We start from the raw sequence: 25,512 nt of genomic DNA, 5'->3' as shown, positions 1-25,512 counted from the left end.
TGACTTTTCCGACCTTCAGCGCGTGACAAGCGCGCGAAACGCCCCTTATGGTGGCCCCGCTCCGTAACAAGCGATCAGTGCAGGCATCGCTGGGCGGAAGGCGACAGGAGGGGAAATTTGTGAGCAACAGGGTTCACCGCTGGCACACGCGGCTGATGGTCGCGGCAGGCGCCGCGCTTCTGGCAACGACGGCGACACCAGCCATGGCGCAAGCCTTTGGCGAGCGCAGCGCGGTCAATATTCCGACCTGCAATCGCGACTGTCTGATCGGCTATGCGCGCGATTACATGGCGGCGCTGGCAAAGAAGGACCCCTCGTCCCTCAAGCTCGCGGCGGACGTGCAGTTTACCGAGAACAATGTCGTCATCCCGATCGGCAAGGGCCTGTGGCGCTCGATCAGCAAAGTCGCGCCGACGGGCCTCGAAGCCGCCGATCCGCTCACCGGGCAGGTCGCCTGGTTCGGCGTCGTGTGGGAGCATGGCGAGCCCGCATATTATGCGATGCGGATGCGCGTGCAAGACGACAAGATCGACCAGATCGAGACGGTCGTGCATCGCCGCACGGGTCTGCCGGCGCCCTTTGGCGATCCGGACAAGGTCGCGCATCACCCTGCCTTCAACGAGGTTCTGCCGCCCGATCAGCGGGTCTCACGGGCGCGGCTGATTGCGGTGGCGCAGAGCTACTTCAACACGGTCGAGCGAAATGACGGAACGGTGTTCGCGCCGTTCACGGACGATTGCGGGCGGCTGGAGAACGGCATCAGCACGACCGCGCCGGGCAAGGGCGTTTCCGCCGAGCCGGGCGCGAATGGCAATGCGGCCTCGCTGGCCTCGGGCTGCCTCGAACAGTTCAAGCTCGGCATCTACTACATCAACAAGCGCATCCGCGAGAGGCGCTTCCCTCTCGTCGACGAGGAGCGCGGCGTCGTCATTGCCTCCGGCTTCTTCGATCATGACAATGAGGTGGACCGCTACAAGCTGACCGACGGGCGCGAGATGAAGACCGCGCTCAAATGGCCGAACTCGATCACGCTGCTGGAAGCCTTCCGCGTGAGAGACGGCGCGATTCAGGAGATCGAGGCCGTGTTCACCTATGTGCCCTATTTTATGCACAATCCCTGGGCGACCGGCCGCGAGCATGGGGAGCAGGGCGAATGAGGCGCGCGCTTTTCACCGCAGCTGCGCTCTGCGCGCTCGTCACCGCGCCGGCCATGGCGCAGACATCCACGCCTTGTGACTCCGCCTGCCTCGGCCAGCTCGCCGCCAGCTTCATGACCGCGATGGCCAAGGCCGATCCGGTCGGCGTCGCCTGGTCCGACCCGGTGGTCTACGCCGAGAACAGCGTGCCGGTGCGCATCGGCGAAAGCTCGTGGGTCACCATCAAGGCGGTCGATGATGCGCCGCTGGTGGTGACGGACAGCCAGACTGGCCGCGTCGTCTGGTTCGGTTCTGTCGAGGATCATGGCCAGCCCGGCTTTTACGCGATGGATATGGCGACGCGGGACGGCCGGATCGCCGCCGTGCAATCCGTCATTCGTCGCAAGCAGGGGCGCCAGCCCTTCGGTGATCCGGTTACATACGCGCCGGCCAAGAGCCTGACGAGCAGCCTCAGCCCGAAGGCACGCCTGCCCCGCGGTCAGATGACGGCGCTGGTCGATGCTTATTTATCCTCTGTCGCCGCGAATGGGGAAGGACCGGCGGTCAGCTTCGACAACGGCTGCACGACCATCGAGAATGGCGTGCCGGTGACCGGGCTGCTGGTCGCCAAAAGTGCAAGGGATGCCGGCTGTGCGGCGCCTTTGACGCGCGGCCTGTTCGGCGAGGTCGAGGCGCTGCGCCATGAGGTCGTGGCCATCGACGAGGCACGCGGGCTGGTCGCCGCGATCGGCTATCGCGACCTCTCCGGGGCGCAGATGCAGTTCACCGGGCGGGACGGCCAGAGCTACCCGGCTGAGGCCCATTATGCGCGCACCGTCGGTTTCGTGAGCATCTTCAAGATCGCCAATGGCCGCATCACGCGGATCGAGACGATCTCCAACGAAGTCCCCTATCTCATGCCCGCGCCGTTCGCCAAGCCGCTGCCGAAGGACATCATCGTCGCGGACAAGGGCGTGTTTCCCGAGAATGCCGGCGTCGATTCCAAGGGCAATTTCTACATCAGCAGCTTCAAGGGCAATATCTACCGCGCTGTGCCGGGCAGCACGCAGGCCATCGCCTGGATCCGCCCGGACAAGAAGAACAAGCTCGCAGCGGTGCTGGGCGTGCTCGTCGACGAGCGGACCAATACGCTGTGGGCCTGCTCGGTGCCGATGGGGCAGGCGGGTGCGGTGTCCGCCCTCGTCGCCTTCGACCTCGCATCCGGCGATCTCAAGAAGCGCTACGAGATGCCCGCGCCGGCCAGCGCCTGCAACGACATCGCGCTCGCCAAGGATGGCACGGCCTATATCGCCGAGACCACCAATGGGCGCATCTTCACGCTTGCGCCGGGTGCAGAGGCGGTGTCGCTGCTGGTCGAGGATAAGGCCCTGCTCGGCGGTGTGGATGGCATCGCCTTCAGCGAGGATGGCACGCTCTACGTCAACAATGTCCGGCAGAACATAATGCTGCGGGTCAATCGGCGCGCGGATGGCAGCTTTGCCAGCCTGACCAAGCTCAATGTCTCGCAGCCGCTCAACGGGCCGGACGGCCTGCGGCCCATCGGGGGCAACCGCTTCCTGCAGGCCGAAGGGCCGGCAGGGCGGATCAGCCTGCTCACCATCGAAGGAGATGATGTGACCGTGAAACTGCTCAAGGATGGCATGGACGGCGTGCCCGGCGTCACCCACTTCGATGGCTTTGCCTATGCAGTGGAGAGCAAGGGCCGCTTCCTCTTCGACCCCTCTCTCAAGGGGCAGGATCCTGGCGCCTTCGCCTTGCGGGCCGTGCCGACGGGAGAACTGCGATGAGGCGTGCGGCATCGCTGGGACTGGGGCTGGCGCTGGGGGCGCTGCTCGTCGCGGCCGGGCCGGTGCAGGCGCAGATGCACGCGGGCATCGATCGCGAGATCGACACGCTCACCACGCGCGTCGAGAAACTGGAGGGCGCCCGCGCGGTGATGAAGCTGCAGCGCGCCTTTGGCTATTATCTCGACCGGGGCTTTTGGCAGGACGCCGCCGACCTGTTCGCGGACAAGGGCAGCATCGAGATCGGCGCCGATGGTGTCTATATCGGCAAGGACCGCATCCGCGATTATCTGAAGGCCCTGCATGGCGGGCAGGATGGGCTGATCTATGGCCAGCTCAATGAGTGGGTGACGCTCCAGCCGGTCGTCGATGTCGCGCCCGATGGCCGCAGCGCCAAGGCACGGTGGCGGGACCTCGGAATGCTCGGCCAGCACAAGCAGCACGCCGAGTGGCGCGACGGCATTTACGAGAATGATTATGTGAAGGAAGACGGCGTGTGGAAGATCGCGCGGTTGCACCTCTACATCAATTTCGTGGCGCCTTATGAAAAGGGCTGGGCACGGCTCAAGCCCGGCGAGGGGCTGACACGTAGCGCGGCCAGCAAGGCCATGCCGCCGGATCGCCCGTCGACGAGTACGCGGGCCTTCCCGGATCGCACGCTTCCGCCGTTCCACGCGCCCAATCCCGTGACTGGCCAGCCCGTGTCGGAGACCGTGCAATGAGCGCCCGCACCAGCATCATGGCCGCATTGATTGGCGGCCTTGTCATCACGGCGCCTGCGCCCGCCGCGGCCCAGAGTGACGCGTCCTTGCGCGGCAAGGTCGCCGCCTATCAGAAGCGGGTGCAAGCGCTGGAGGACCAGCTCGCCATCGAGAACCTCACCGCGACCTTTGGCTATTATTTCGACAAGGGCCTGTGGAACCAGGCGGCGGACCTGTTCACAGCGCGCGGGCAGTTCGAATATGGGCAGCGCGGGGTCTATATTGGCCCGGCGCGCATCCGGCAGGCGATGCTGCTCTTTGGGCCGCAGGGCCTGAGCGCAGGCAGCCTCAACAATCACATGATGCTGCAGCCCATTGTGGTGGTCGCGCCGGATGGCCGCACGGCGACTGGGCGCTGGCAGGGCATGGTGATGCTCGCCCGGCCCGGTGAGAACGGCCGTTGGGGCGTTGGCATCTACGAGAATAAATATGTGAAGGAAGGCGGGGTGTGGAAGTTCGACACGCTGCACTTCTACGTCACTGCCATGACCGATTATGATCTCGGCTTCGCCAAATATGCAATCCAGATGGACGGGCCGAGCGCCTTGTTCCCACCGGACAAGCCGCCGACGGAGGTCTACCGCTCCTTCCCGAACGCTTATCTCCCGGCGTTCAGCTACGATCATCCCGTCACAGGCCAGTCGCTCAAGGCGCTGCCGATGGAGGGCGATGACATCGTAGGCCGCCCGGATCGCGGCATGGAGAGCGGCAAGCGCGAAGAGAGCAGCGCAGCAAAGGGAATGAGGCAACCATGATGAACCGGACCCGCATCGTCGCGGCCCTGATCGCCGCATCCGCCCTGCTTCCTGTGGCGCAGGCCTCGGCGCAACCCGCAGCCGAACGCCTCGCTGCGCTGGATGAGCGCATCACCCGACTGGAAGACCTCAACGCCATCGAGAAGCTGCAGCGGAGCTACGGCTATTTCGTCGACAAGAGCCAGTGGCATCCGCTGTCCGAATTGTTCACCGAGGATGCCACGCTGGAGATCGGCGGCAAGGGCATCTTCCTCGGCAAGGCCCGCGTGCTCGAATATATGCAAAAGGCCTTCGGGCCGGACGGCACCAAGAAGGGCGCGCTCGCCAACCACATGCAGTTCCAGCCGATCCCGGACATTTCCGCAGACGGCAAGACCGGCTGGGTGCGGGCGCGCGCCTTCGTGATGAGCAATGGCGGCTGGGGCCTGCCGCTCTACGAGAATGAGTATCGCAAGGAGAATGGCGTCTGGAAGATCAGCCGCCTGACCGGTCCCTTCACCATGTACACAAGCTGGGAAGGCTGGGGCAAATGGGCGATGAACAATACCTGGCCGGACAAGTTCGATCCGCCGCCAGATCTGCCGCCCTCGGTCGTCTACCTGACCTATCCCGCTTATTATATCGTGCCGTTCCATTATCCCAATCCGGTCTCCGGCAAGGTGTTCACGCCGGATCGGGATGAAGTCGGCGCCTATCACCGCCCGCCGGGCACGAAGGCGCAGATGGACTCGCTCAAGGTCGGTCGCTGGGTTGATGGATCGCAGCCGATTGGCCAGCCGCCGAAGGACTGAACGCAATGATGGCGATGTGGAGACGGCCCGCCGGTGCGGTGGGAATTGCCGTGCTGGTTCTGGGCGCGCTGATGGTTGCGTTCATGGCGCAATTGCAGGCGAGCGGCCGGGCCGAGGTCGACAGCGCGCGGATGGCGGCGCAGGCGACCGACGGCACGGACTGGCTGCATGACGGGCGCACTTACAGCGCCCAGCGCTACAGTCCGCTCGACCAGATCAATGCGCAGAATGTAAGCCAGCTCGGCATCGCCTGGTATGACGATCTCGATACCTTCCGGGGTGTCGAGGCCACGCCACTTTATGCTGATGGCGTGCTTTACAACACGCTCCCGTGGAACATCACGATTGCCTATGATGCCCGCACCGGCAAGCGCCTGTGGACCTATGATCCGCAGGTGCAGCGCGAGTTCGGGCGCTATGCGTGCTGCGAGCCGGTGGCGCGGGGCCTCGCGCTGTGGAAGGGCAAGGTCATCATCGCCACGCTGGACGGGCGGGTGATCGCGCTCAATGCGGCGGACGGCAAACCGGTATGGTCGGTGCAGAGCACGCCCAAGGACATGCCCTATACCATCACCGGCGCGCCGCGCGTGTTCGATGGCAAGGTCGTTGTCGGCAACAGCGGCGGCGACATGGGTATTCGCGGCTTCGTCGCGGCCTATGATGCCGACACGGGCAGGGAAGCCTGGAAATTCTACCTGACCCCCGGCGATCCCGCCAAGGGTCCGGACGGCGCGGCCTCCGACAATGTCATGGAGATGATCCGCAAGACCTGGTCCGGCGACTATTGGAAGCTGGGCGGCGGTGCCAATGCGTGGGACAGCATCGGCTATGATCCTTCGCTCAAGCTCGTCTATATCGGCACGGGCAACGGGTCGCCGCTCTCCTGGCATTATCGCAGCAACGGCAAGGGCGACAATCTGTTCATCTGCTCCATCGTCGCGGTGAATGTCGAGACCGGCAAATATGCCTGGCACTACCAGATGGTGCCCGAGGAGGACTGGGACTACACCTGCACGCAATCCATCGTCACGGCGGACCTGAAGATCGGCGGACGGGACCGCAAGGTGCTGATGCAGGCGCCGAAGAACGGCTATTTCTATGTGCTGGATCGCGCGACGGGAGAATTCATCTCGGCCGGTCAGATTGCGCCTGCGAACTGGACCCTCGGCATCGATCCCAAGACCGGCCGCCCGAAGATGAACCCGGATGCGCATTATGGCCAGGATCCGTTTCTGGTGAAGCCGGGGCCGGGCGGCGCGCATAACTGGTTCCCCATGGCCTATAGCCCGCGCACAAAGCTGGCTTATTTCCCCCTCTACGAATCCGGCATGGTACTGGCGCTCGATCCCGATTTCCAGCCCAAGCCGTTCCGCTCCAATGCGGGCTGGGGTGGATATACCGGCGAGGCGGCGAAGAAGCGTGGCGAGCTGATGAAAGAGGCCGTGGCCATGGACAAGGCCTATCTCCTGGCCTGGGATCCGGTGAAGCAGAAGGCGGCCTGGAAAATCCCGTTGCCGCGCCACGGCAACGGCGGCGTGATGGTCACGGGCAGCGACCTTGTTTTCGAGGGCACGACACGCCAGACCTTCGCGGCCTTCGATGCCCGCAATGGCAAGCTGCTCTGGGAAATGCCGGTGCAGAGCGCGCCGGTCGCCGGGCCGATCACCTACACGCTGGATGGCGTGCAATATGTCGCCGTCAACGCTGGTTGGGGCGGGGGCGCCGCCATGGTCGAGCGCGGGCAGGGCATCGAGATGCCACGTGCGCCGGCTCGCTTGATCGTGTTCAAGCTGGGCGGCACGGCGCAGTTGCCGGCGCTCCAGCCGGCCGCGAAGGCGCCGGAGCCGCCACCGCTCCGCGCCAGCGAGGCGCAGGTCGCGCGCGGGGCGCAGCTCTTCGCAGAGACCTGCGCAGTGTGCCACGGTCAGCAGGCCATCGGCGGCGTCAAGGATCTGCGGATGATGACGCGCGAGACGCACGCGAAGTTCAACGACATCGTCCTCAAGGGCATTTATGCCGACAAGGGAATGGCGAGCTTTGCCGACCTCATCTCGGCCGAGGATGCCGAGGCGATCCATGGCTATCTGATCGCGCGGGCCAATGAGGATTGGGGCGGCGTGTCGGACGGGAAGGGGCCGCACTAAGCGCCCCGAACGCCCCCAGCCATAAACAGCGACGCCGGGGTTTTGCACCGGCGTTTGCATTTGTGCCGCTGTCGGAGAAGAGCTCAGCTCTCCTCTTGGGCCCCATCATCCTGCGAGCCGATGATGGTCGCAGCCACCAATATCCCAGCGACAGTCAGCACCGGATTGCGGACCGCAAAGCGAAGGCCGTAGTTGATGAGGCGCGGCGTCACCGCTGCGACCACCATCTTGGCGAGCGTGCGGTTATCCTCATGCTTGATCGATTTGACGATCGGTTGCGCCAGGCGCACGCTGGTCTTGCCAAGGGCGCGGCCGGTTTTGACCGCCTTGTCGGCAATCACCTGCGTCGTGCTCTTCTCATGCTCCACCACCACGGGCAGCTGACGCGGGTTCACGGCCTTGGTCCTCGCGCGACGTGGGGTTGCCGATTTCGGCTTATCGGTTTTCGCTTGTCTCGTCATGATCTCGTCCCACGCCTGTTGTCTCTCATGGTCTAACGTCGGCGCGGGGTGCCCGTTCCCGTGCCCTTACCAGTCTTCCTGAGCACGGGTGATGAGATAGCCGTGGATGTCTTCGGCCTGCGCCTTGGTCAGCACCCCGCTGAAATTGGGCATGCCCTTGTGGAGCAGGGTTCCGTTCAGCACAATGTCGAGAAAGCCATCATGCGCATCTTTGCTCATCCGCCGCAGATCCTTGATGCCGCCGACGGCATTGTCGCCATGGCAGCGATTGCAGGTCTCGCCATAGAGAGCCGCGCCGCGCGCGGCGACCTCGGTAGGGATGCGCTGGCGGGGCAGATAGGCGGTCTCTTCCTGCGTCTTCATCCGCGGCAGCGTCACGCCCTTGGCGTCCAGCTTGAACACCAGCAGCTTCGCGGTGGCGAAGCGGAAGGGGCCATCCTTGGCAAGATTATAGACCGGCGAGCCGCCCCAGCCGACATTGAGCGCGATATATTGCTCGCCATCGATCATATAGGTCATCGCGCCCGCGACGCCGGCCTGATCGACGTTCATTTCCCAGAGCTTCCGGCCATTGTCCGCCCGGTAGATGGCGACGGTCTTGTTGATGGTCGGCTGCACGAGGATGTTGCCGGCTGTGGTCAGCACGCCGCCTGAGCCGGGATGCGGATAGGGCACGCGCCAGGCCTCGCTCTGCGTCGCCGGGTTCCAGGCGAGCAGATAGCCTTTCTCGCTCGCCATGATCTCGTTCATCAGCTGCTTGCGTAGCTCCGGCTGGTTGGCATGATCGAAGCCGGTGTTGTTGCGCCCGCGCACATATTGGTACGCACCGTCCGGCTGGTTGGCGTAGATCGACCCCTGCTCCTGCGCCGAGAGATAGACCAGCCCGGTCTTGGGGCTGTAGCTCATCGGGTGCCAGGTGTGCGCGGCCATCCAGCTCGGGCTCATGATGTGCGGCGTGGTCGTGTTATGCGCGGTGGGCAGCACCACCGGGCGCCCCGTCTTCATGTCGACATGGCTGGCCCATGTGTTGACCGAGACATAGCTCTTCGCCGAGATCAGCGCGCCGGTCGCGCGGTCCAGCACGTAGAAAAAGCCGTTCTTCGGCGCCTGCATGGCGACCTTGCGCAGCTTGCCGTCGATCTTGAGGTCGGCGAGCACGATGGGCTGGGTGCAGGTATAATCCCAGTCCTCCTCGGGTACCATTTGGTAGTGCCATTTATAGGCGCCCGTGGTCGCATCCACCGCCACCATGGAGCAGAGGAACAGATTGTCGCCCTTGCTGTCGCTGCGGTGATGCCAGCTTTGCGGGCTGCCATTGCCGGTGCCGATGTAGACGAGGTTCAGTTCGGGATCGTAGGCGAAGCTGTCCCACGCATTGCCGCCGCCGCCGGTCTCCCAGAATTTGCCGTGCCAGGTCGGCGCGGCGATCTTCATCGCGCTGTCGGAGGCTTCGCCGTCCGGCCCGTTCGCGGGGTTGCCGGGGACGATGTAGAATTTCCACAGTCGCTTCCCGGTCTCGGCATCATAAGCAACCACGAAGCCGCGCGAGCCATAGTCCGCGCCGCCATTGCCGATGATCACCTTGCCGTCATAGACGCGCGGCGCGCCGGTGATCGAATATTGCTCCTTGCGATCGAAGGTCTGCGCGGACCAGAGCTCGGCCCCGGTCTTGCGATCGATGGCGATCAGCCGCCCATCCAGCGCGCCGATGATGATCTTGTTGCCCCAGGCGGCAAGGCCGCGCGAGGAGGGGCCGCAGCAGGCGAGGCCGGCCCATTCCTTGCCGACCTTGGGGTCGTAAACCCACAATTTCTCGCCGGTCTTGGCATTATAGGCCGTGACGACGTTGAAGATATTCTCATTGTAGAGCACGCCGTCGATCACCAGCGGCGTCGCCTGCACGCCGCGATAGGTGTCGAGATCGTCGAACCAGGCGAGGCCGAGGCGATGGGCGTTGCTGTCATTGATCTGGTCGAGCGGGCTGTAGCGCTGTTCGTCCCAGGTCCGGCTGTAGGATGCCCATTGGCCGGGCTGATCGTCGGCCTTCACCATGTGCGTGTGGCCGATGCCGGCTTCCGTCGCCACCGAGGTGGTGGAGGTCGTCATCTGGCAAGCGCTGGCGCCCAGCAGCGCCGTTGCGGCCAGAATAGCAAGCCCGTGCGTCTTCATATCCTCTCCCGACGTTCGGCCCCCTGCGCGCGATGAGCAGGTGGGGCCGCGCCTTCAGGCTATGCCGCACAAGGCGCGTGAATCCAACGCCGCTGGCTTGACCCGCGCGTCACACTTGTTGACCCATGTGGCTACCGGGCGGGGGTGGAGATGGACGTGCTGATCAGGCGACGCGGCGGGTGATTGTCTCGACGGCCTCATATTGGGAAATTTCGCCGCCCTGTTTGCTGGTGTAGAGCGCCTTGTCGGCAAGGGCGAGCAGGTCTTCGAGCGCTTCGTCCCGGCCGCGCGACACCACGAAGCCGTGGCCGGTCGAGATCTTGAGGGTCAGCGCGCCGATGCTGAACGGCTGGGTGATCGCCTCCCGGATGCGGGCGGCGAGCTGGGCGGCATCGTCGGCGTTCACGATGTCATATTGGATGACCGCAAATTCGTCCCCCCCGAGCCGCGCGACGATGTCGCTGTCCCTTATCGTCCGGGCGATGCGCTTGCCGGCGGCGGCGAGCAGGGCGTCGCCGACCGGGTGGCCATGGCGATCGTTGACGGGCTTGAAGTCGTTGAGGTCGAGATAATGGACCGCGACCAGCTTGTTCTCCGCCCCGGAAGCAACGACCTGCTCCCACCATTCGCGCAGCGCGATGCGGTTGGGGAGGGCGGTCAGCGCATCCTTGCGGGCGAGGTGCGAGAAGGCGATGCGCAGAGCGATGTCGTCCGCCGAGCGGTTCTGCTTGCCACGCAGGCTCTGGATACCGCTGAGCAGGATCGCCGCCATCACGGCGCCGCTGAGCTTATAGAGAAAGTCGGGTTGCAGCAGCATCGCGGCGATCACCGGCCCGAGCGCCAGCATCATGCTCGGCACCGCGATCCACATCCGCGATCCCATACCGACAGCGACGCCGGCGCAATAGCTCAGAGACAGGGCCGCAGCCACCATATGGGTGTCCGCCGAGGGAAGCTGGAGCAGGCGAAAGCCGAACAGGCCAAGCACAAGGGAAAAGCAGAGATAGGGAATCGCGAAGAGCCGCTCGAGATATCTCGCCTGCTCGATCGTCACCCCTTCGGCATGGATGATCGGTGCGATCAGATGCGCCGACACGAGGCGGGCGACGGACGCAACCGCGCCCAGGATCAGCAGGACGAGCAGGATGCTGTCCCCGGTGCGGTTCAGGATCACCAGCCCCGCAGACAGAAAGCTGATCGTCATGACCAGCGCCGGCGCGAAGGCGTGAAAGAGACCGCGAATCAGATCGATTTCAACCGCTTCGGGGTGATGACGCAGGGGGCTGCCTCGGCCTTTGATGTTACCCACCGTCACATCTCACATCTTATTTCGGTCAATCACGGAAGGCTCGTCTCATCAAGCCGCGCCGCTCGCCGTGAGCACTTCATCTAGAGGGTGAAATGTCTCCAAATCTTTAAAGTTGTTATTATTTCCGGCGACCCGTTGTGCCGCGCCTCATCGGCACAGAGCACTGTAGCAGTGCTTAACGCCCGGTCCATTCCGGCCGGCGCTTTTCCACAAAGGCTGCCATGCCCTCCGCCTTGTCTTCGGTGGATGCGAGAAGCTGGAAGATGCGCCGCTCGCTGACCAGACCCTGGGTGAGTGTGGTTTCGAACGCGAGGTTGACCAGCTCCTTGTTGGCCATGACGGCCAACGGCGGCATGGCGGCGACCGCCTCGGCCGCCTTCAGCGCTTCGTCGAGCAGATCGTCGGCCGGCACGATGCGCGCGACGAGGCCAGCCCGCTCGGCTTCCTCTGCATCCATGCGGCGGCCGGTCAGACACAGGTCCATCGCCTTGGCCTTGCCGACCGCGCGGGTGAGCCGCTGCGATCCGCCCATGCCCGGCGCCACACCCAATGTGATTTCAGGCTGACCGAACTTGGCCGTGTCTGCCGCAATGATGAAGTCCGCCATCATCGCCAGTTCGCACCCGCCGCCGAGTGCAAAGCCGGCAACCGCCGCGATCCACGGCTTGCGCGTCGCGGCGATGCGGCTTGTCCACTGCGCGAACATCTCCGCGCGGTACATGTCGGCGCCGGTCTTATCGGCCATCTCCTTGATGTCCGCGCCGGCGGCGAAGGCTTTCTCGCTGCCAGTGAGGACGAGGCAGCGCTGCGCGTCGTCCGCATCGTAGCCCTCGAATACCGCGATCAGATCGGCCAGCACCTGGCTGTTGAGGGCGTTGAGCGCCTGGGGACGATTGAGCATGACCAGCGTGACGGCGCCGCGCTGCTCGACCAGCACTGTCTCATAGCTCATGCGCAATCGCTCCCTTAACGCCTCCGGTTCAGAGGATATATTTGCTCAGGTCCGTGTTCTTGGCGATACCCGAAAGCTGGCGTTCGACATAGCCGGCATCGATGGTGATTGTCTCGCCCGCGCGGGTGTCAGCCTCGAAGCTCACATCCTCCAGCAATTTCTCCATCACGGTCTGCAGTCGGCGGGCGCCGATATTCTCGACCTGCTCGTTCACGTCGGCGGCGATCTTTGCGATCGCGCGGATACCGTCCGGCGCGAGCTGGATGGTGACGCCTTCGGTCGCCAGAAGCGCGGCATATTGCTCGGGCAGCGAGGCCTTGGTGTCGGAGAGGATCGCGACGAAATCCTCCTCGGTCAGGCCCTTCAATTCCACGCGGATCGGCAGGCGGCCCTGCAGTTCCGGCAGCAAGTCGCTCGGCTTGGCGACATGGAAGGCGCCCGAGGCGATGAACAGGATATGGTCGGTCTTGAGCGGGCCGTATTTTGTGGCGACCGTCGTGCCCTCGATCAGCGGCAGCAGATCGCGCTGGACGCCCTCGCGGCTCACCGAACCGCCGCGCACGTCGCTCACCGCGATTTTGTCGATCTCGTCGAGGAACACGATGCCGTTCTGCTCGGCCGAGGCAATGGCGACGCGGGCGACATCGTCCTGATCGAGCCGCTTGTCCTGCTCGTCCTCGACCAGCTTGTCCCAGGCATCGGCAACCCGCATCTTGCGACGCTTCTTCTGCTGCTGGCCGAGCGCCTTGGACATCATGTCCGACAGGTTGATCATGCCGATATTGCCACCCATGCCGGGGATTTCCATCGGCGCGGCCGGGGCATCGGTCACCTCGACCTCCACCTCGACATCGTTCATCTGGTCGCTCTCGATCCGCTGGCGGAAGGAGAGGCGCGTGGCCTCGCTGGCTTCCTTGCCGGTGAGGGCATCGAGCAGCCGGCCCATGGCCGCCTCGCTGGCCGCGTCGCGCACAGCCTCGCGCCGACGCTCGCGTTCGAGGCGCACGGCTTCCTCAACCAGATCGCGCACGATCTGCTCCACGTCGCGGCCGACATAGCCGACTTCGGTGAACTTGGTCGCTTCCACCTTGATGAACGGCGCATCGGCCAGCTTGGCGAGGCGCCGGCTGATCTCGGTCTTGCCGCAGCCCGTGGGGCCGATCATCAGGATGTTCTTGGGCGTCACCTCGTCGCGCAGCTCGGGCGAGAGCTTCTGGCGCCGCCAGCGATTGCGCAGGGCAACGGCGACAGCGCGCTTGGCCTCGGCTTGACCGATGATGTGCGCATCCAGCGCGGTGACGATGGCTTTGGGGGTGAGATTGTCGTTCATAAGGGTGCTTTGAAATCCGTTCGTGTCGAGCGAAGTCGAGACACGTTGAGGCCGGTCTGTCCGTCTCTCGACTTCGCTCGAGACGAACGGGGTGAGGCGGGATGATGTGTCAGGTGGCGCTGTCCAGCGTCTCGATGGTCAGGCTGTCATTGGTGTAGACGCAGATTTCCGCCGCGATCTTCATGGCCTTGCGGGCGAGCGTCTCGGCGTCCTTCTCATAATCCTGCAGCGCCCGCGCGGCGGAGAGCGCGTAATTGCCGCCCGATCCGATCGCGGCGATGCCTTCCAGCGGCTCCAGCACATCGCCATTGCCGGTGAGGATCAGCGTCGTATCCTTGTCCGCCACGATCATCATGGCCTCAAGATTGCGCAGATATTTGTCCGTCCGCCAGTCCTTCGCCAGTTCCACGGCGGCGCGCATGAGCTGCCCGTTGTGGCGCTCCAGCTTGCTCTCCAACCGCTCGAAGAGCGTGAAGGCATCCGCCGTGGCGCCGGCAAATCCGCCGATCACGCTGCCATCATGCAGGCGGCGCACCTTGCGGGCATTGGGTTTCATGACTGTCTGCCCCATCGAGACCTGGCCATCGCCGATGACGACGACCTTTCCTGATGCGCGGACGGAGAGGATGGTGGTGCCGTGCCAGACCGGCATGGCGCTGTGCTGGGTGTCTGCCATGCGCCGCGATATGGGTGAGGGGAACCGGCCATGCAAGCGGCAGCAGGTCGGTCGAGCGCGCGCAGCGTGCGATGATCACCGGGCGGCCACCAGAATCGGGGATGACAGGGCTTGGGCGGCCCATTATCTGGCGCCGCCATGACACCTGCCGATCCCAACGCTCCGCTCCGTCCGCTGCCGCTGCTGATCTTCGGGTCGCGCTGGCTGCAGCTCCCGCTGTATCTGGGCCTCATCGTCGCGCAATGCGTCTATGTGTTCCTGTTCATCAAGGAGCTGATCCACCTCGTCCTCCACGCCTACGAGTTTACCGAGCAGCAGATCATGCTGATGGTGCTCGGGCTAATCGATGTGGTGATGATCTCCAACCTGCTGATCATGGTCATCGTTGGCGGCTATGAGACCTTCGTGTCCCGGCTCGGCCTGCAGGGCCATCGCGACCAGCCGGAGTGGCTCAGCCATGTGAATGCCGGCGTGCTCAAGGTGAAGCTGGCAATGGCGATCATCGGCATTTCCTCGATCCACCTGCTGCGCACCTTCATTGAGGCCGGCGCCATGGGCACGCCTGCGGCTCGCGTGACGAGCGAGGGGGTGATGTGGCAGTCGATCATCCACGGCCTCTTCATCATATCCGCCATCGGCATCGCCTATGTCGACCGGATGACGCAGACCAAGCACTGAGGCGAACCGCAGCGTCGCGCTGGTGCCCGAAGGAATCGCGCGGAAGGCCGATACAGCGGCTTGACATGCCGCCCCTCAATCGCCAAAGCGCTCGCCTCCGCGATTGGATCGCCGGGCGCGTAGCTCAGTGGTAGAGCACACCCTTCACACGGGTGGGGTCGCAAGTTCAATCCTTGCCGCGCCCACCATTAAATGCCCTGATTTCAAGGGTTTTTAATGCACCATTCCCTCCGAATAGTATAGCCGCATTTGCGGAACATAGTAAAAACAAAGCCCGTTTTGAGCATGTCGCTCGTACAAATCCCGTACACGGATTTTTTCAGAAACAGCGACCCGCGCGCACGATGTTCGGAGCAGCGGCATGACCGCGCGCGCGATCGGTGGCGTCCTGGCGGGAAGGGTCAGCGGCGAGCGTGCACGGACATTTCAGAAGGTCTGGCGCGATAGCCGTCACCCTGGCGACTATGAATCGCGGCGCTGGGCGCGAGAGAACACGTTTCCGAGTTCGGAAAACAATGCCCGCATGACGCAGCTCGAACATCTGATGCTCTCGACGAAGCTGCCAGGGCGCAGGCGGGGGATCGTTGGAGATGTCGAGCTGGCGGTCTACCGGTTCCTCCTGCGTCGGCGCTGCCGGAAAACCGGTCGGCTGGACTATGCGATCAATTATATTTCGCAGGCGGTGCGGCGTTCGCGATCTGCCGTGGTCACGGCATTGAAGAACTTGAAGGCCCACGGCTTCCTCGACTGGCAACGCCGTACCGAACCGGTCGATGATTATCAGCCAGGCGGGCAATATGTTCGCCAGATCAGCAACGCCTATTTCCTGACGCTGCCCGGCAAGGTCGCCAATATCATCCGTCGCATTCTCCGTCGCCCGCCGGCCGGCCAGGCTGAGGCGATCCAGACGCGCAAGATCCGCGAGGCGTGGGACGCATTGCCGCCCGAGGAGCAGCTTGCCCAGGTCACCGATCCATACCTGCGAAAAACGCTCGAACGCATGTCGCGTCTTTTTTCAAATAGGGCGAGTCCACCCGGCGGCATGATTGAGGCCGTTTCCGAATAAAGAGAGAACGACTCGCTGCGCGAGGCGCAAATTATCGGAGCCACGACCCCAGATCAGCCCATGGAGGCACCCTCACTCTACGGACGCACCGTAGGGGGCGGACCGGCTTGGGCCGGTCCTGGGGTATCCAGGGGGATACCGCGCAAAGGCCGTGCCATAATCAGGCGTCCAAAACGGGGGCTGGGTGCGTCAAAATGCGTCGCCGCCGATGCGTCGCTCAGCGGTCTCAAAGCCCGGAGGACCGCCGATGCGGCGTATAATGCCTGTTGCGTCATTTCCTTCACAAGAAGCGTGCAGGCGAGGGGGGGAGCTAAGCGCGGCGCGCGCGGGTCAGGTGGCAAGGATTTCAGGCGCCGGCCGCGCTCGGGCTGACGTGGCCGCCCAGCTGGCCGCCCAACGCGTCGAGGCGCCGCCGGCTTGGCCGGGGCGCCTCGGGCTTGTGATGTCGCTGTGGGGGCGTCAGGCGGACATTCAGCCCGTGATGATCAACTCGCGCACGGCCTTGGCTTTGGCCTGGCCGCCGACGCTGTAGCTCGTGGCCGCCTCGTCGATCGTGAAGCGGGCGAACAACTCGCGGATCTCGGGATGGTCGTTGATGCTCATAATGAAGCGGCCTTTGATGCCGCCCAGCACGTCCGCCATCTCAGCGAACTCAGCGCGGCCGAACATGCCGGCGCCATAGTCGCCTTCGCTGCCGTGATAGGGCGGGTCGAGGTAGAACAATGTCGCCGGCCGATCCCAGCGCTCGATGAGCTGGCGCCAGGGCAGGCGCTCGATCGTCACGGCCGCCAGCCTTTCATGCACGGCCTCGATCATCGGCACGATCTTTGTCACGTCGAACCGCGCGCCGAGGCCGGGTGACGTGCCGAAGTTACGGCCATCGACCTTCCCGCCGAACGCCAGGCGCTGCAGGTAAAGGAACCGCGCCGACCGCTCCAGATCGGTCAGCGTGCGCGGATCCTGCGCCGCCAGCTTCTCAAAATTCGCGCGCGAGCTGATCTGAAAGCGGATCATGTCGACGAATGGCACGAAGTGCCGCTGCACGACCCGAAAGAAGGTCGACACATCCTCGCTCCAGTCGTTGATGACCTCGCACGGCGGCCGCCGGTCACGGCGCAGAAACACGCCGCCCATGCCCACGAACGGCTCCACATAGCTGTCATGATCGATCTCGTTGATACGGGCGATCAGACGCTTGGCCAGCTTGCGCTTGCCCCCGATCCATGCCGCCAGCGGACGCGCGGGCTGCACAGGTTCCATTTTCATCGCACTCGACTCCTTAACCTTCATTCCACATACGGCCCGCCGCCGTGCATGGCAGGCGGGACGAGTCGGGGGCGTGCACCCCCACGGCTTGAGGCAAGTCAGTTTGCCTGGACGGGGCGTTACCGCGCCCCGTTCCCCGCCTTTAGGCGGGAGACCTAGCGGGCACGGCGTTGCCCATGGGCTGATAGGGTTCGAAGGCGATGGCTTCCTCGCCGACCCGGTCGTTGACTTCGAGGAAGCGCATCTGCAGCGGCTCGATCTCGTTGGCGAAGAAGATGTCGTTCGCCTTGCCGACATCACCGAAGCCGCCATTATTCTGCGGCACCACGCCGAGGATCTGCGGCGGCACGCGGTGCGCGGCGAGGATGTCATCGCGCGTGGTGCCCTTGATGCCCAGAAACTCATCCTTGGCCGCGACCTCGCTGATCGGGATGATCTGGACGCCGTCCTTCTTCCCGCCCGGCGCGTTGATGAACAGGTTCTTGAAGTTGCCGACGCCCTTGGCTTCGCGCAGGGCCTCGCGCACCATGTCGACATCCTTCTGATCCATGCTGGCCTCGCTCAGATAGAAGACGAAGCCGGCGTGGGCGCCGTTGATGTAATAGCGGCGGCGGAACAGCGTGGCGGCCTCATTGAGGAAGGCCGATTGCATGGCCGAGAGATATTCCGGCAGGCCGTAGATCTCCTGCGCAACATCCGGTTCGGCGAGATGGATCAGCCGGCCCGCCTCATATTCATGGGGCTGACCGAAGCCGCCCCAGGCATGATCTGGCAGGAAGAAGGCGCGCCCGGCCTTGCCGACCCGGGTGCGCACGGCAAGGCTGTGGTCGAGGCGCATCGTGCGGCCGGCGATATTGGGCACCTCCTCGAGGAAAGCATTGCCCATCACCAGATAATCGAGGGCGAACTTGCCGAAGGCGGTGCGGCTGAGCAGGCGGGAGGGCTTGAAGTGCTTCACCAGCAGGTTGCGCTTCACGCGGATGGCGCTCTCATGGTGCGGTTGCACATAGAGGGCGCGGCCGAGCAGCTTGAACGGCACCGGCGGCTCGAACCATCGGCCCTCGAACCGGCATTCGACATAATTGAGCAGGTCGCGGCGGTTGAGCACGCTCTCGGCATCGCCGAAGGAAAACATGCGCACGCCGCTGCTCGTTTCGACATCGATATCGGTGCCGCTCATCACATTATCTCCATGCTGGATTTTCCGCCGACACCGCCGTCCATCGGCTCGCAGTAGAGGACGTGCAGAAGTGCCCAGGCGAGATCGCCGTGCCCGGTGGCCTCGCTGCGCCGCGCCACATAGGTCATTTGCTTGCCGCCAGCGGTGAGCTGGGGATGGATCGACATCAGCGCGGCGGCGAGATCGCGCCAGCTCGCGTCAAACTCGATGCGGCGCTTGGTGAAGACGTTCTTGGCCTTGAGCACCATCATCGTCTTGGTCAGCGCCGAATAATCGATGCGCCTGGCCATCGGGAAGAACTTGACCACCTGCTGATGCACCGCCGCGCCCATGCCGGTCGTGTCGATCGCGATCTCGGTGACGCGATATTTCGAGCACAGCTTTTTGATCTCGCCGGCCTGCGCCTCGAAGTCCTTGCCGCGCCATTGCAGCTTTTCGAGCACGCGGAACTTGCCCTTGGGGCCGGTGGGCGGCGCCACCACCACGCACGCCGCGCTGTCGCCGTCCTCGCTCTCCTGCGGATCATAGCCGATCCACACTTCGCCCTGGCCGAACGGCTGCAGGGCATAGGGGTCGAAGTCTTTCCAGACATCCCAGCTATCGACCATGCATGGACGCAGCATCGAGAGCGGGAAGCTGGACTTACTGTCGTCGACAAAGTCGCACAGGAACAGATTGGCGAATTCGTCGACCGAATATTCCAGCTCCAGCTCGGCGCGGTCGATGAGGTTGAAGCCGCCGGCGATGGCATCGTCCAGATTGACGATGTGCCGCCAGATCTGGTCGGCGCCCATGGCGCCATGCACGGCAAGCGCGCTGTGGCTGACGTCGATCTTGATCTGATCTTTGCGCTCGCGCCGGCGGTTGAACCGCTCGCCCGTCCACATCGGATAGGCCTCGTGCGCGATCGTGGACGGCGTCGAGAAATAGGTCTTGTGGTAGCGCTTTTGCGTCGCGATGGCCGACGCGACCTTGTTGATCTGCTCGAAGCCGAAGATTCAGAAGCACTCGTCGATATAGACATCGCCGTGATAGCCCTGGGCGGTGCGATAATTGGTGCCGAGGAAGTAGAGGGTGACGGGGTCGAGTTGCTTGCCGTCCTCATCCTCGCCGCGATCGATGACCAGCGGATCGCCCTTGAGCATCTTGCCCGTCTGCGCGAACACGAATTCGACGATGTACTGCCGGAAGATATTGGCCTGCGCCCGGCTCGCCGAAATGAAGATCTGGTTGTTGCCGGTCTCCAGCGCGCGGATCAGCGCCTCTCGGGCGAAGTAGAAGGTCGCGCCGATCTGGCGGCTCTTGAGCAGGAAGCGCGTGCGGCGGCTGATGTTCTGCCACCATGTTTCCTGATGACCGAATAGCCCGTCGAGGAAGGCGGTCTTGAGTCGGCCGGCCTCGTCGCGCGTTATGAGGTTCTTCGGCGCCTTCTTCTTCGGCTTGGCGTTTCGTGCGGCAACCTTGGGATTGAGGTCGCCCTCATGGCCGCCGGGTTCGCCATAGCGGCGCACACGGGCCGTGCGCTCGATCACGCGGGCCAGCGCGTCGATTTCCTTATAGTCGTTGTTGTTCTTGTCTTCCTTGAAGATCAGGGCGTTGAGCCGCATTTCGCAGCTGTCTTCGAGGCGCCGGATGACCGGATCGTCCTCCCAGCGGTCGCGGTCCTTCCACGCCTGCACCGTCGTCCGCTTGAGGCCAAGCACGGCAGCGATTTCCGTCACGCCATAGGCGCGCCAGTACAGGCTGCGCGCGACGCGGCGCACGTCATAAGGGACGGCCTGCCCATCGCTGCCGGTCAACATGCTCATAGCGGCGCGAGAATGGAGCAGGCGCCAGCGCGGCGCCCGGTGCGCCACTTGTGAGAACGGTCCTCACAATCGGCATTGGTTGTCTCTCACCCCTCGGAAATGGCCAATGGCGGGACTGATTTTGAACCCGCAGTTCGAGCCGCAGGGAGCCGAGAATGGCCAAGACCAAGTTTTTCCGTGTCGCCGTCGAAGGGCAGACCGTCGATAACCGGGCGATCTCCCGCCAGATGATCCAGGAGATGGCCGACAGCTACAATCCGGCCACCTATGCCGCCCGCATCAACTGCGAGCACCTGCGCGGCTATTCTCCCGATGGCCCGTTCAATGCCTGGGGCACCGTCGACGGCGTGAAGGCGGAGCAGATCGACCTGCAGATTGGCGGCAAGACCGAAAAGCGCTTGGCTCTCTTCGCCTCGTTCGATGTCACGGACGAAGCGCAGCGGTACAATCAGGCGGGCCAGAAGCTCTTTTCGAGCGTGGAGATCCAGCCCGACTTCGCCGGCACCGGCAAAGCCTATCTGGTCGGCCTCGCGTTCACCGATTCCCCGGCGTCGCTGGGCACCGAGGTGCTGAAATTCAGCACCCGCGATGACAAGCGGAAGGACAATCTATGCCAGATCGAGGAATTCGAGATGGCCTATGCCGAGGAAGCACCCACTCCCGGCGGGCTGGCTGACTTGTTCAGCAGCGCCAAGGCGTTTTTCGAGAGCTTCAAGGCCGCGCCGGCGACCGCGGAAGTCGTCCCGCCCGTAAGTCCTGCGCCTGCCGGCGCTGCCCTGACCGATCTGGACAAGTTCGCCGCGACCATGGCTGGCATGTTTGAGAAGATGGGCGAGGGCGTCACGCAGGGCTTCACGGCGATCAACGCCCGTGTCGCCAAGCTGGCCGAGGACCAGGCCGCCCTGGCAAGCACCATCGAGAAGACCCCCAGCCAATCCTACCGCTCGCGCGAACCCGCCAGCGGCGGCACCGGCGAGCTGCTCGCCGACTTTTGACACCCCTACCGATCCGCGCCTGAAAATTGATCATCGGAGCCAAAAATGCGTAACGAAACCCGCCTCAAATTCGACGCCTATCTTGGCCGGATCGGCGAAATCCACGGCGTGAACGACACCAGCAAGAACTTCTCGGTCGACCCGAGCGTCCAGCAGCGCCTGATCGACAAGCGCCAGGAATCAATCGGCTTCCTCGGCAAAATCAACATCGTGCCGGTGCCCGAGCTGAAGGGCGAGATCATCGGCCTCTCGGTTGGCAATCCGATCGCCGGGCGCACCGACACGAGCGGCAATGGCGAGCGCACCACGACCGATCCGTCCGGCCTCGACAATCGCGGGTTCGAGTGCTTCCAGACGAACTTCGACACCCATCTGACCTACGCCAAACTCGACATGTGGGCGAAGTTCGACGACTTCCAGCAGCGCATCGCCAACCAGATCGCCATCGCCATCGGTCTCGACAACATCCGCATCGGTTGGAACGGCGAAAGCGTCGCGGCGACGACGAACAAGGCCAACTTCCCGATGCTGCAGGACGTCAATAAGGGCTGGCTCAAGAAGCTGGACGAGGAGGCGCCGGCGCAGTTCATGAAGCAGGGCGCCGAAGCCAACAAGATCACTTATGGCGATGGGGGCGACTATGCCACGCTCGACGCGCTGGTCTACGACATGGTCAATTCGCTGCTGCCGCCCTGGGCGTCCGAGGATCCCGAGCTTGTCGTCATGGTCTCGCGCGACCTGCTGCACGACAAATACTTCCCGATGATCAACGCGGCGATCGACCCGACCGAGCAGCTCGCCCGCGATGTCATCATGTCCACCAAGCGCCTGGGCGGTCTGCCGGCGACGCGCATTCCGTTCATGCCCGCCGGCACGATCGCGATCACGCGCTTCGACAACCTCTCGATCTACGAGCAGGAAGGCAAGCAGCGCCGGCACATCATCGAAAACCCGAAGAAAAACCGGGTCGAGGACTTCCGCTCGTCAAACGACGCTTACGTGATCGAGGATCTCGATTTCATGTGCGCTGCCAAGAACATCCAGGCGGTCGCCGAAGACTGAGAATAACCCCCGCGAGCAGGGGAGGGACAGCAAAGGTTCGGCCTCTCCGCCGGGCCGATGTTGACCGGGCGACCGGTCTCACCTCCCGCTCTCGTGGCCAGTAAGGAGCATCCGCACATGGCCAAGCCCAGCTTTGCCGCACTTCATCGTCAACGCATCGCCGCCGAACTGGCGGCCGAGGCGAGCCAAGCGGGCGCCAACGCGTCGGCCGAGCCGGTCGGTGCCAGTCCGCCCCCGAATTTTACGGCGGGCCTGAATGCCGCGACGCCGGCCGCGAAGGGCAAGCCCAGCCTGGCCGCAGTCCATCGCCAGACGGTCCTCGCGGCCCAGGCCGCGAACAAGGCACCGGTGGGCCTCGCCGCCGCGCGCCCGGCTGATGGCCCCGCCGCCACCGAATATGAGCTGCTGCTCGCCGCCCTCGGCACGGACATCGCGAGCCTTCGCGCGATCCAGTCGGTCGAGGCCAAGATCGCCAAAAAGGCCGAGCTGATCGACGCTTATGACGCGCATGTCGATGCAACGCTGCTCGCCGCCACGGAAACCGGCCAGGCCCTGCAGGATGAGATCGTCGCGACCATGATGATCTGGCGCCTCGACATCGGCGATTTTGCGCGCGGCCTCGATCTCGCTGAGCATGTCCTGCACTTCGATCTGGCTCTGCCGCAGAACATCGTGCGCCAGGCGCCGACGCTTATCGCCGAGGAAGTGGCCGAGGCGGCGCTCAAGGCCTGTCAAATCGACCAGTCCTTTGACCTCGCTGTCGTGAATCGCACCATCGATCTCACGTCCGAGAAGGACATGCCCGATCAGGTACGCGCCAAGCTCTACAAGGCGCGGGGCAAGCTCCTGCTGCGCGAGGCCGAGGCGGCAAAGGACAACGCGACCGCGCCGGCCGGCGCCGAGCAGCACGCCATGGCGAGCGCGCTGGCGGCCTTCCAGCGGGCGCTCGTGCTGCATGAGAATTGCGGCGTGAAAAAGGATATCGAGCGGCTGACCGCAAAGGTCCAGACCGCCAGGGATTGAGCTTGCGCCCCGGCGCCGGGGGGCGGTGAAGAACCAGGCGAGGCCACGCGCCTCCGGTTGGTTCTGATCCCCACCCCCCGCTTGATTATGGACCGGATCGAGCCATGAGCTTCGTGACTTCACCGCAGCCGCCAGCAACCCCCGATGATCATGTCATCGCATTCGGCGAGTTCTGGCCTGCCATCGACATCAACGCCTTTCGCGATGCCATGCGCATCGGGGGCAATCTGATCCCGGACGCGCGCGTCGTCGAAGCGCTGGTCGGCGGCCTGATCATCGTCGACGACAATCTCTCCGTCTGGCGCGATTCCCAGATCGCGGCGGGGCATGAAGCGCTGGCTCATATCCCCTCGACTGAGATCACGGTTGGGGCAGGGCAGGCGGCCGTCATCGAGCCGAGACTTGTCCGCCTCTTCCGGCGCGCGGTCTATGCCTGGGCGACCGCCGATCTCATCGAAACGCACCGCGATGTCTCTGCCACTGCGAGCGGGGTGAAGGATGCCAACCAGGTTGAGCTGACGCCCGACGATCATCGCCGCAACGGCACCCACGCCATTCGCGCGATCCTCGGCACCTCGCGCACCGCCGTGGAACTGATCTGATGAGCGTGATGACAGCCCGCGCGTTGCAGGCCGAGACGCTGGACGCGCTGGTCTGGCGCGTTCTCGGCAAGGGGTCTGGCACCGTCGAGCAGGTGCTGGAGGCCAATCGCGATATTGCCGGCGCCGGCGCCTTGCTGGCCGAGGGGCGGGAAATCATCCTCCCGCTAGTCATGCGCGAGTCCACACCGGATCGCGATATCATCCAGTTGTGGGACTGAACCATGTCGAAAGCCGATGCCCTGCGCGCCTTCATGGTCGAGCAACTGCCCGAGCTGAAGCGCAATCCCGACGCCCTGTTGATCTACCTCACCGGCGGGCGCCTGGTCGCGCGCTATCATCCCGAAAATCTTGGCTTCGAGTATCGCGCGCGCCTGTCGATCGACGTGCTGGGCTTCCCCGGCGAGCCGGCGCAATTCTTCCTGCCGTTGATCCTCTGGCTTCGCCGGCATGAACCTGCCGCCCTGCAGAATCACGAGGTCGCGGACCAGCAGATCGCCTTCGAGGTCGATATTCTCGACAATGGCCGCGTCGATATTTCTGTCTCGCTGCCGAGCGTCCAGGCGGTCGATGTGCTGCCGCAGCCCGGCGGGGGGTACAGGATGACGCTGCGCGACGAGCCGCCGACCGACGACATGCCGCTCTCCGACCCGGCCGCGCTGCTCAAACGCATCTTCGATCAGAGCGGGGCGCTCATCGTCGGCACCCCGGCGCCCTGATGTCGGACATCGGCGCCCATGACCTGGGCGAGCTGGAGCGCCTCGCCGGCTCCATCCTGCAGTCATTGCGCCCCGCCGAGCGCCGCTCCCTATTCCGCAAGGTCGCCCGCACGCTGCGAACCAGCCAGCAGCGCCGCATCAGCGCGCAGCGCAACCCCGATGGATCGCGCTTTGAACGCCGCAAGCGGCCGAAAGACCCGGTGCCCGGCGCCTATGCCGTCAAGTTCCTGTATCCGGAGGGCGGGGGCGGGAAGCCGCGTGTCGTGCTGATGCATAGCTGGGCGCGGCAAGGGCCGCTCATGACCGGCTTCGACGTGCGCGCCGGCGGGATCCGCAGCTTCGAGTATCGCAAGGTCATCCGCTGGCTGCCTGTGCCGGACGGGGAGCAGAACGCGGGGGCCGGCAAGATGCGGCGTCCCTCGATCCGGCAGCGCGCCATGTTCCGCAAGATCCGGCGCAGCGGCCTCATGAACGCTAGTGCCAGCGCACAGGAAGCATGGGTGAGCTTCGCCGGCCGCGTCGCGGCGGTCGCGCGCATTCACCAGCTCGGCCTGTTCGATAAGCCCTCGGCCCAGGGACCGGAGGTCAAATATGCCATGCGGCAGTTGTTCGGTTTCACTGCCGCCGATCGTTCCGAGATCCTTGACGCGGTCATGGAGCATGTCGGGGCGGCGTCGGATCAGGTCTAACAGGGCCAGTGCTGGAACTGAAAAATTAAGGAACTGTCCCGTCATTCTCATGCCGCAGGGTGAGCGTCAGCTCTTGTCAGATGGCAACCTTCAGCGCTTGTTCGTAGGTAGTGGCGGTGCGACTGAGCTGGGCCTTTG

23 protein-coding genes, 1 tRNA gene and 1 pseudogene are annotated in these 25,512 nt (G+C 64.3%); 16 read left to right on the top strand and 9 right to left on the bottom strand.

Going from position 1 to position 25,512, the window contains the following annotated elements:
- Positions 1–119: 119 nt before the first annotated feature.
- The 6 genes from M2343_RS08245 to M2343_RS08220 are packed head-to-tail and all read left to right on the top strand — an operon-like array spanning position 120 to position 7,392.
- Positions 120–1,157: a hypothetical protein gene (locus M2343_RS08245; RefSeq protein WP_264576276.1), complete on the top strand. Its 1,038-nt coding sequence runs from the start codon at positions 120–122 to the stop codon at positions 1,155–1,157.
- A complete protein-coding gene (locus tag M2343_RS08240; RefSeq protein ID WP_264576275.1) occupies positions 1,154–2,944 on the top strand; it encodes an SMP-30/gluconolactonase/LRE family protein in 1,791 nt (596 codons plus the stop codon). The genes M2343_RS08245 and M2343_RS08240 overlap by 4 nt, the downstream gene beginning before the upstream one ends.
- Complete coding sequence (locus M2343_RS08235; RefSeq protein WP_264576274.1) at positions 2,941–3,663, top strand: nuclear transport factor 2 family protein; 723 nt, start codon at positions 2,941–2,943, stop codon at positions 3,661–3,663. Before M2343_RS08240 ends, M2343_RS08235 begins: the two co-directional genes overlap by 4 nt.
- Positions 3,660–4,457 (top strand): nuclear transport factor 2 family protein, encoded by a 798-nt coding sequence (locus tag M2343_RS08230; protein ID WP_264576273.1) that lies wholly within the window; start codon positions 3,660–3,662, stop codon positions 4,455–4,457. Before M2343_RS08235 ends, M2343_RS08230 begins: the two co-directional genes overlap by 4 nt.
- A complete protein-coding gene (locus M2343_RS08225; RefSeq protein ID WP_264576272.1) occupies positions 4,454–5,248 on the top strand; it encodes a nuclear transport factor 2 family protein in 795 nt (264 codons plus the stop codon). The genes M2343_RS08230 and M2343_RS08225 overlap by 4 nt, the downstream gene beginning before the upstream one ends.
- A gap of 5 nt (positions 5,249–5,253) precedes the next feature.
- The gene (locus M2343_RS08220) at positions 5,254–7,392 is read left to right on the top strand and encodes a PQQ-dependent dehydrogenase, methanol/ethanol family (protein ID WP_264576271.1); all 2,139 of its coding nucleotides are present in this window, start codon (positions 5,254–5,256) and stop codon (positions 7,390–7,392) included.
- 83 nt (positions 7,393–7,475) lie between these two features.
- Here the strand turns inward: M2343_RS08220 and M2343_RS08215 are convergent, their stop codons facing one another.
- From M2343_RS08215 to hslV, 6 genes are all read right to left on the bottom strand, one after another.
- On the bottom strand, positions 7,476–7,787 hold the full coding sequence (locus M2343_RS08215; RefSeq protein ID WP_181559045.1) for a hypothetical protein: 312 nt from the start codon (positions 7,785–7,787) through the stop codon (positions 7,476–7,478).
- A 132-nt stretch (positions 7,788–7,919) separates the two neighbouring features.
- On the bottom strand, positions 7,920–10,022 hold the full coding sequence (locus tag M2343_RS08210) for a PQQ-dependent dehydrogenase, methanol/ethanol family (RefSeq protein WP_264576270.1): 2,103 nt from the start codon (positions 10,020–10,022) through the stop codon (positions 7,920–7,922).
- Positions 10,023–10,185: 163 nt separating this feature from the next.
- Entirely contained in the window at positions 10,186–11,331 is a 1,146-nt protein-coding gene (locus tag M2343_RS08205; protein ID WP_264576269.1) for a GGDEF domain-containing protein, read from the bottom strand.
- Between the two features lie 175 nt (positions 11,332–11,506).
- Positions 11,507–12,283, bottom strand: coding sequence for an enoyl-CoA hydratase-related protein (locus M2343_RS08200; RefSeq protein WP_264574746.1), 777 nt, complete (start codon positions 12,281–12,283; stop codon positions 11,507–11,509).
- Between the two features lie 28 nt (positions 12,284–12,311).
- Positions 12,312–13,613, bottom strand: coding sequence for an ATP-dependent protease ATPase subunit HslU (gene hslU / locus M2343_RS08195; protein WP_264576268.1), 1,302 nt, complete (start codon positions 13,611–13,613; stop codon positions 12,312–12,314).
- Between the two features lie 109 nt (positions 13,614–13,722).
- On the bottom strand, positions 13,723–14,265 hold the full coding sequence (hslV, locus tag M2343_RS08190) for an ATP-dependent protease subunit HslV (protein WP_264572210.1): 543 nt from the start codon (positions 14,263–14,265) through the stop codon (positions 13,723–13,725).
- 162 nt (positions 14,266–14,427) lie between these two features.
- Here hslV and M2343_RS08185 point away from each other — a divergent pair, with 162 nt between their 5' ends.
- The 3 genes from M2343_RS08185 (at position 14,428) to M2343_RS08175 (ending at position 16,033) form a co-directional block, all read left to right on the top strand.
- A complete protein-coding gene (locus M2343_RS08185; protein WP_264574748.1) occupies positions 14,428–14,967 on the top strand; it encodes a TIGR00645 family protein in 540 nt (179 codons plus the stop codon).
- A gap of 113 nt (positions 14,968–15,080) precedes the next feature.
- Positions 15,081–15,155: transfer RNA gene (locus M2343_RS08180), tRNA-Val, on the top strand.
- A gap of 173 nt (positions 15,156–15,328) precedes the next feature.
- Positions 15,329–16,033 carry a hypothetical protein gene (locus M2343_RS08175; protein ID WP_264576267.1) on the top strand — a complete coding sequence of 235 codons (705 nt, stop codon included), beginning with the start codon at positions 15,329–15,331 and terminating at the stop codon, positions 16,031–16,033.
- Positions 16,034–16,504: 471 nt separating this feature from the next.
- Here M2343_RS08175 and M2343_RS08170 read toward each other — a convergent pair whose 3' ends face one another.
- The 3 genes and pseudogenes from M2343_RS08170 to M2343_RS08160 all read right to left on the bottom strand — a co-directional run bounded on the left by M2343_RS08170 (position 16,505) and on the right by M2343_RS08160 (position 20,287).
- Complete coding sequence (locus tag M2343_RS08170; protein WP_264576266.1) at positions 16,505–17,299, bottom strand: DNA adenine methylase; 795 nt, start codon at positions 17,297–17,299, stop codon at positions 16,505–16,507.
- Positions 17,300–17,441: 142 nt separating this feature from the next.
- Entirely contained in the window at positions 17,442–18,479 is a 1,038-nt protein-coding gene (locus tag M2343_RS08165; RefSeq protein WP_264576265.1) for a phage portal protein, read from the bottom strand.
- Positions 18,479–20,287: pseudogene (locus M2343_RS08160) on the bottom strand (terminase large subunit domain-containing protein). Before M2343_RS08160 ends, M2343_RS08165 begins: the two are co-directional and overlap by 1 nt.
- Before the next feature lie 155 nt (positions 20,288–20,442).
- On the opposite strand from M2343_RS08160, the gene M2343_RS08155 reads away from it, so the two are divergent.
- From M2343_RS08155 to M2343_RS08125, 7 genes are all read left to right on the top strand, one after another.
- Complete coding sequence (locus M2343_RS08155; protein WP_264576264.1) at positions 20,443–21,282, top strand: GPO family capsid scaffolding protein; 840 nt, start codon at positions 20,443–20,445, stop codon at positions 21,280–21,282.
- 45 nt (positions 21,283–21,327) lie between these two features.
- On the top strand, positions 21,328–22,344 hold the full coding sequence (locus tag M2343_RS08150; RefSeq protein ID WP_264576263.1) for a phage major capsid protein, P2 family: 1,017 nt from the start codon (positions 21,328–21,330) through the stop codon (positions 22,342–22,344).
- 117 nt (positions 22,345–22,461) lie between these two features.
- Positions 22,462–23,367 (top strand): phage terminase small subunit, encoded by a 906-nt coding sequence (gene gpM, locus M2343_RS08145; RefSeq protein WP_264576262.1) that lies wholly within the window; start codon positions 22,462–22,464, stop codon positions 23,365–23,367.
- Positions 23,368–23,471: 104 nt separating this feature from the next.
- Positions 23,472–23,969: a head completion/stabilization protein gene (locus tag M2343_RS08140; protein ID WP_264576261.1), complete on the top strand. Its 498-nt coding sequence runs from the start codon at positions 23,472–23,474 to the stop codon at positions 23,967–23,969.
- Positions 23,969–24,187 carry a tail protein X gene (locus M2343_RS08135; protein WP_264576260.1) on the top strand — a complete coding sequence of 73 codons (219 nt, stop codon included), beginning with the start codon at positions 23,969–23,971 and terminating at the stop codon, positions 24,185–24,187. The genes M2343_RS08140 and M2343_RS08135 overlap by 1 nt, the downstream gene beginning before the upstream one ends.
- A 3-nt stretch (positions 24,188–24,190) precedes the next feature.
- Positions 24,191–24,685 carry a phage tail protein gene (locus tag M2343_RS08130; protein ID WP_264576259.1) on the top strand — a complete coding sequence of 165 codons (495 nt, stop codon included), beginning with the start codon at positions 24,191–24,193 and terminating at the stop codon, positions 24,683–24,685.
- Positions 24,685–25,374 (top strand): phage virion morphogenesis protein, encoded by a 690-nt coding sequence (locus tag M2343_RS08125; protein ID WP_264576258.1) that lies wholly within the window; start codon positions 24,685–24,687, stop codon positions 25,372–25,374. The genes M2343_RS08130 and M2343_RS08125 overlap by 1 nt, the downstream gene beginning before the upstream one ends.
- The last annotated feature ends 138 nt before the right edge of the window (positions 25,375–25,512 follow it).

It is taken from the genome of Sphingobium sp. B8D3B (assembly GCF_025961875.1).
Lineage (GTDB): Bacteria > Pseudomonadota > Alphaproteobacteria > Sphingomonadales > Sphingomonadaceae > Sphingobium.
The sequence above is the reverse complement of the archived record's forward strand: the minus strand, read 5'-3'. Positions and strand labels throughout refer to the sequence as shown.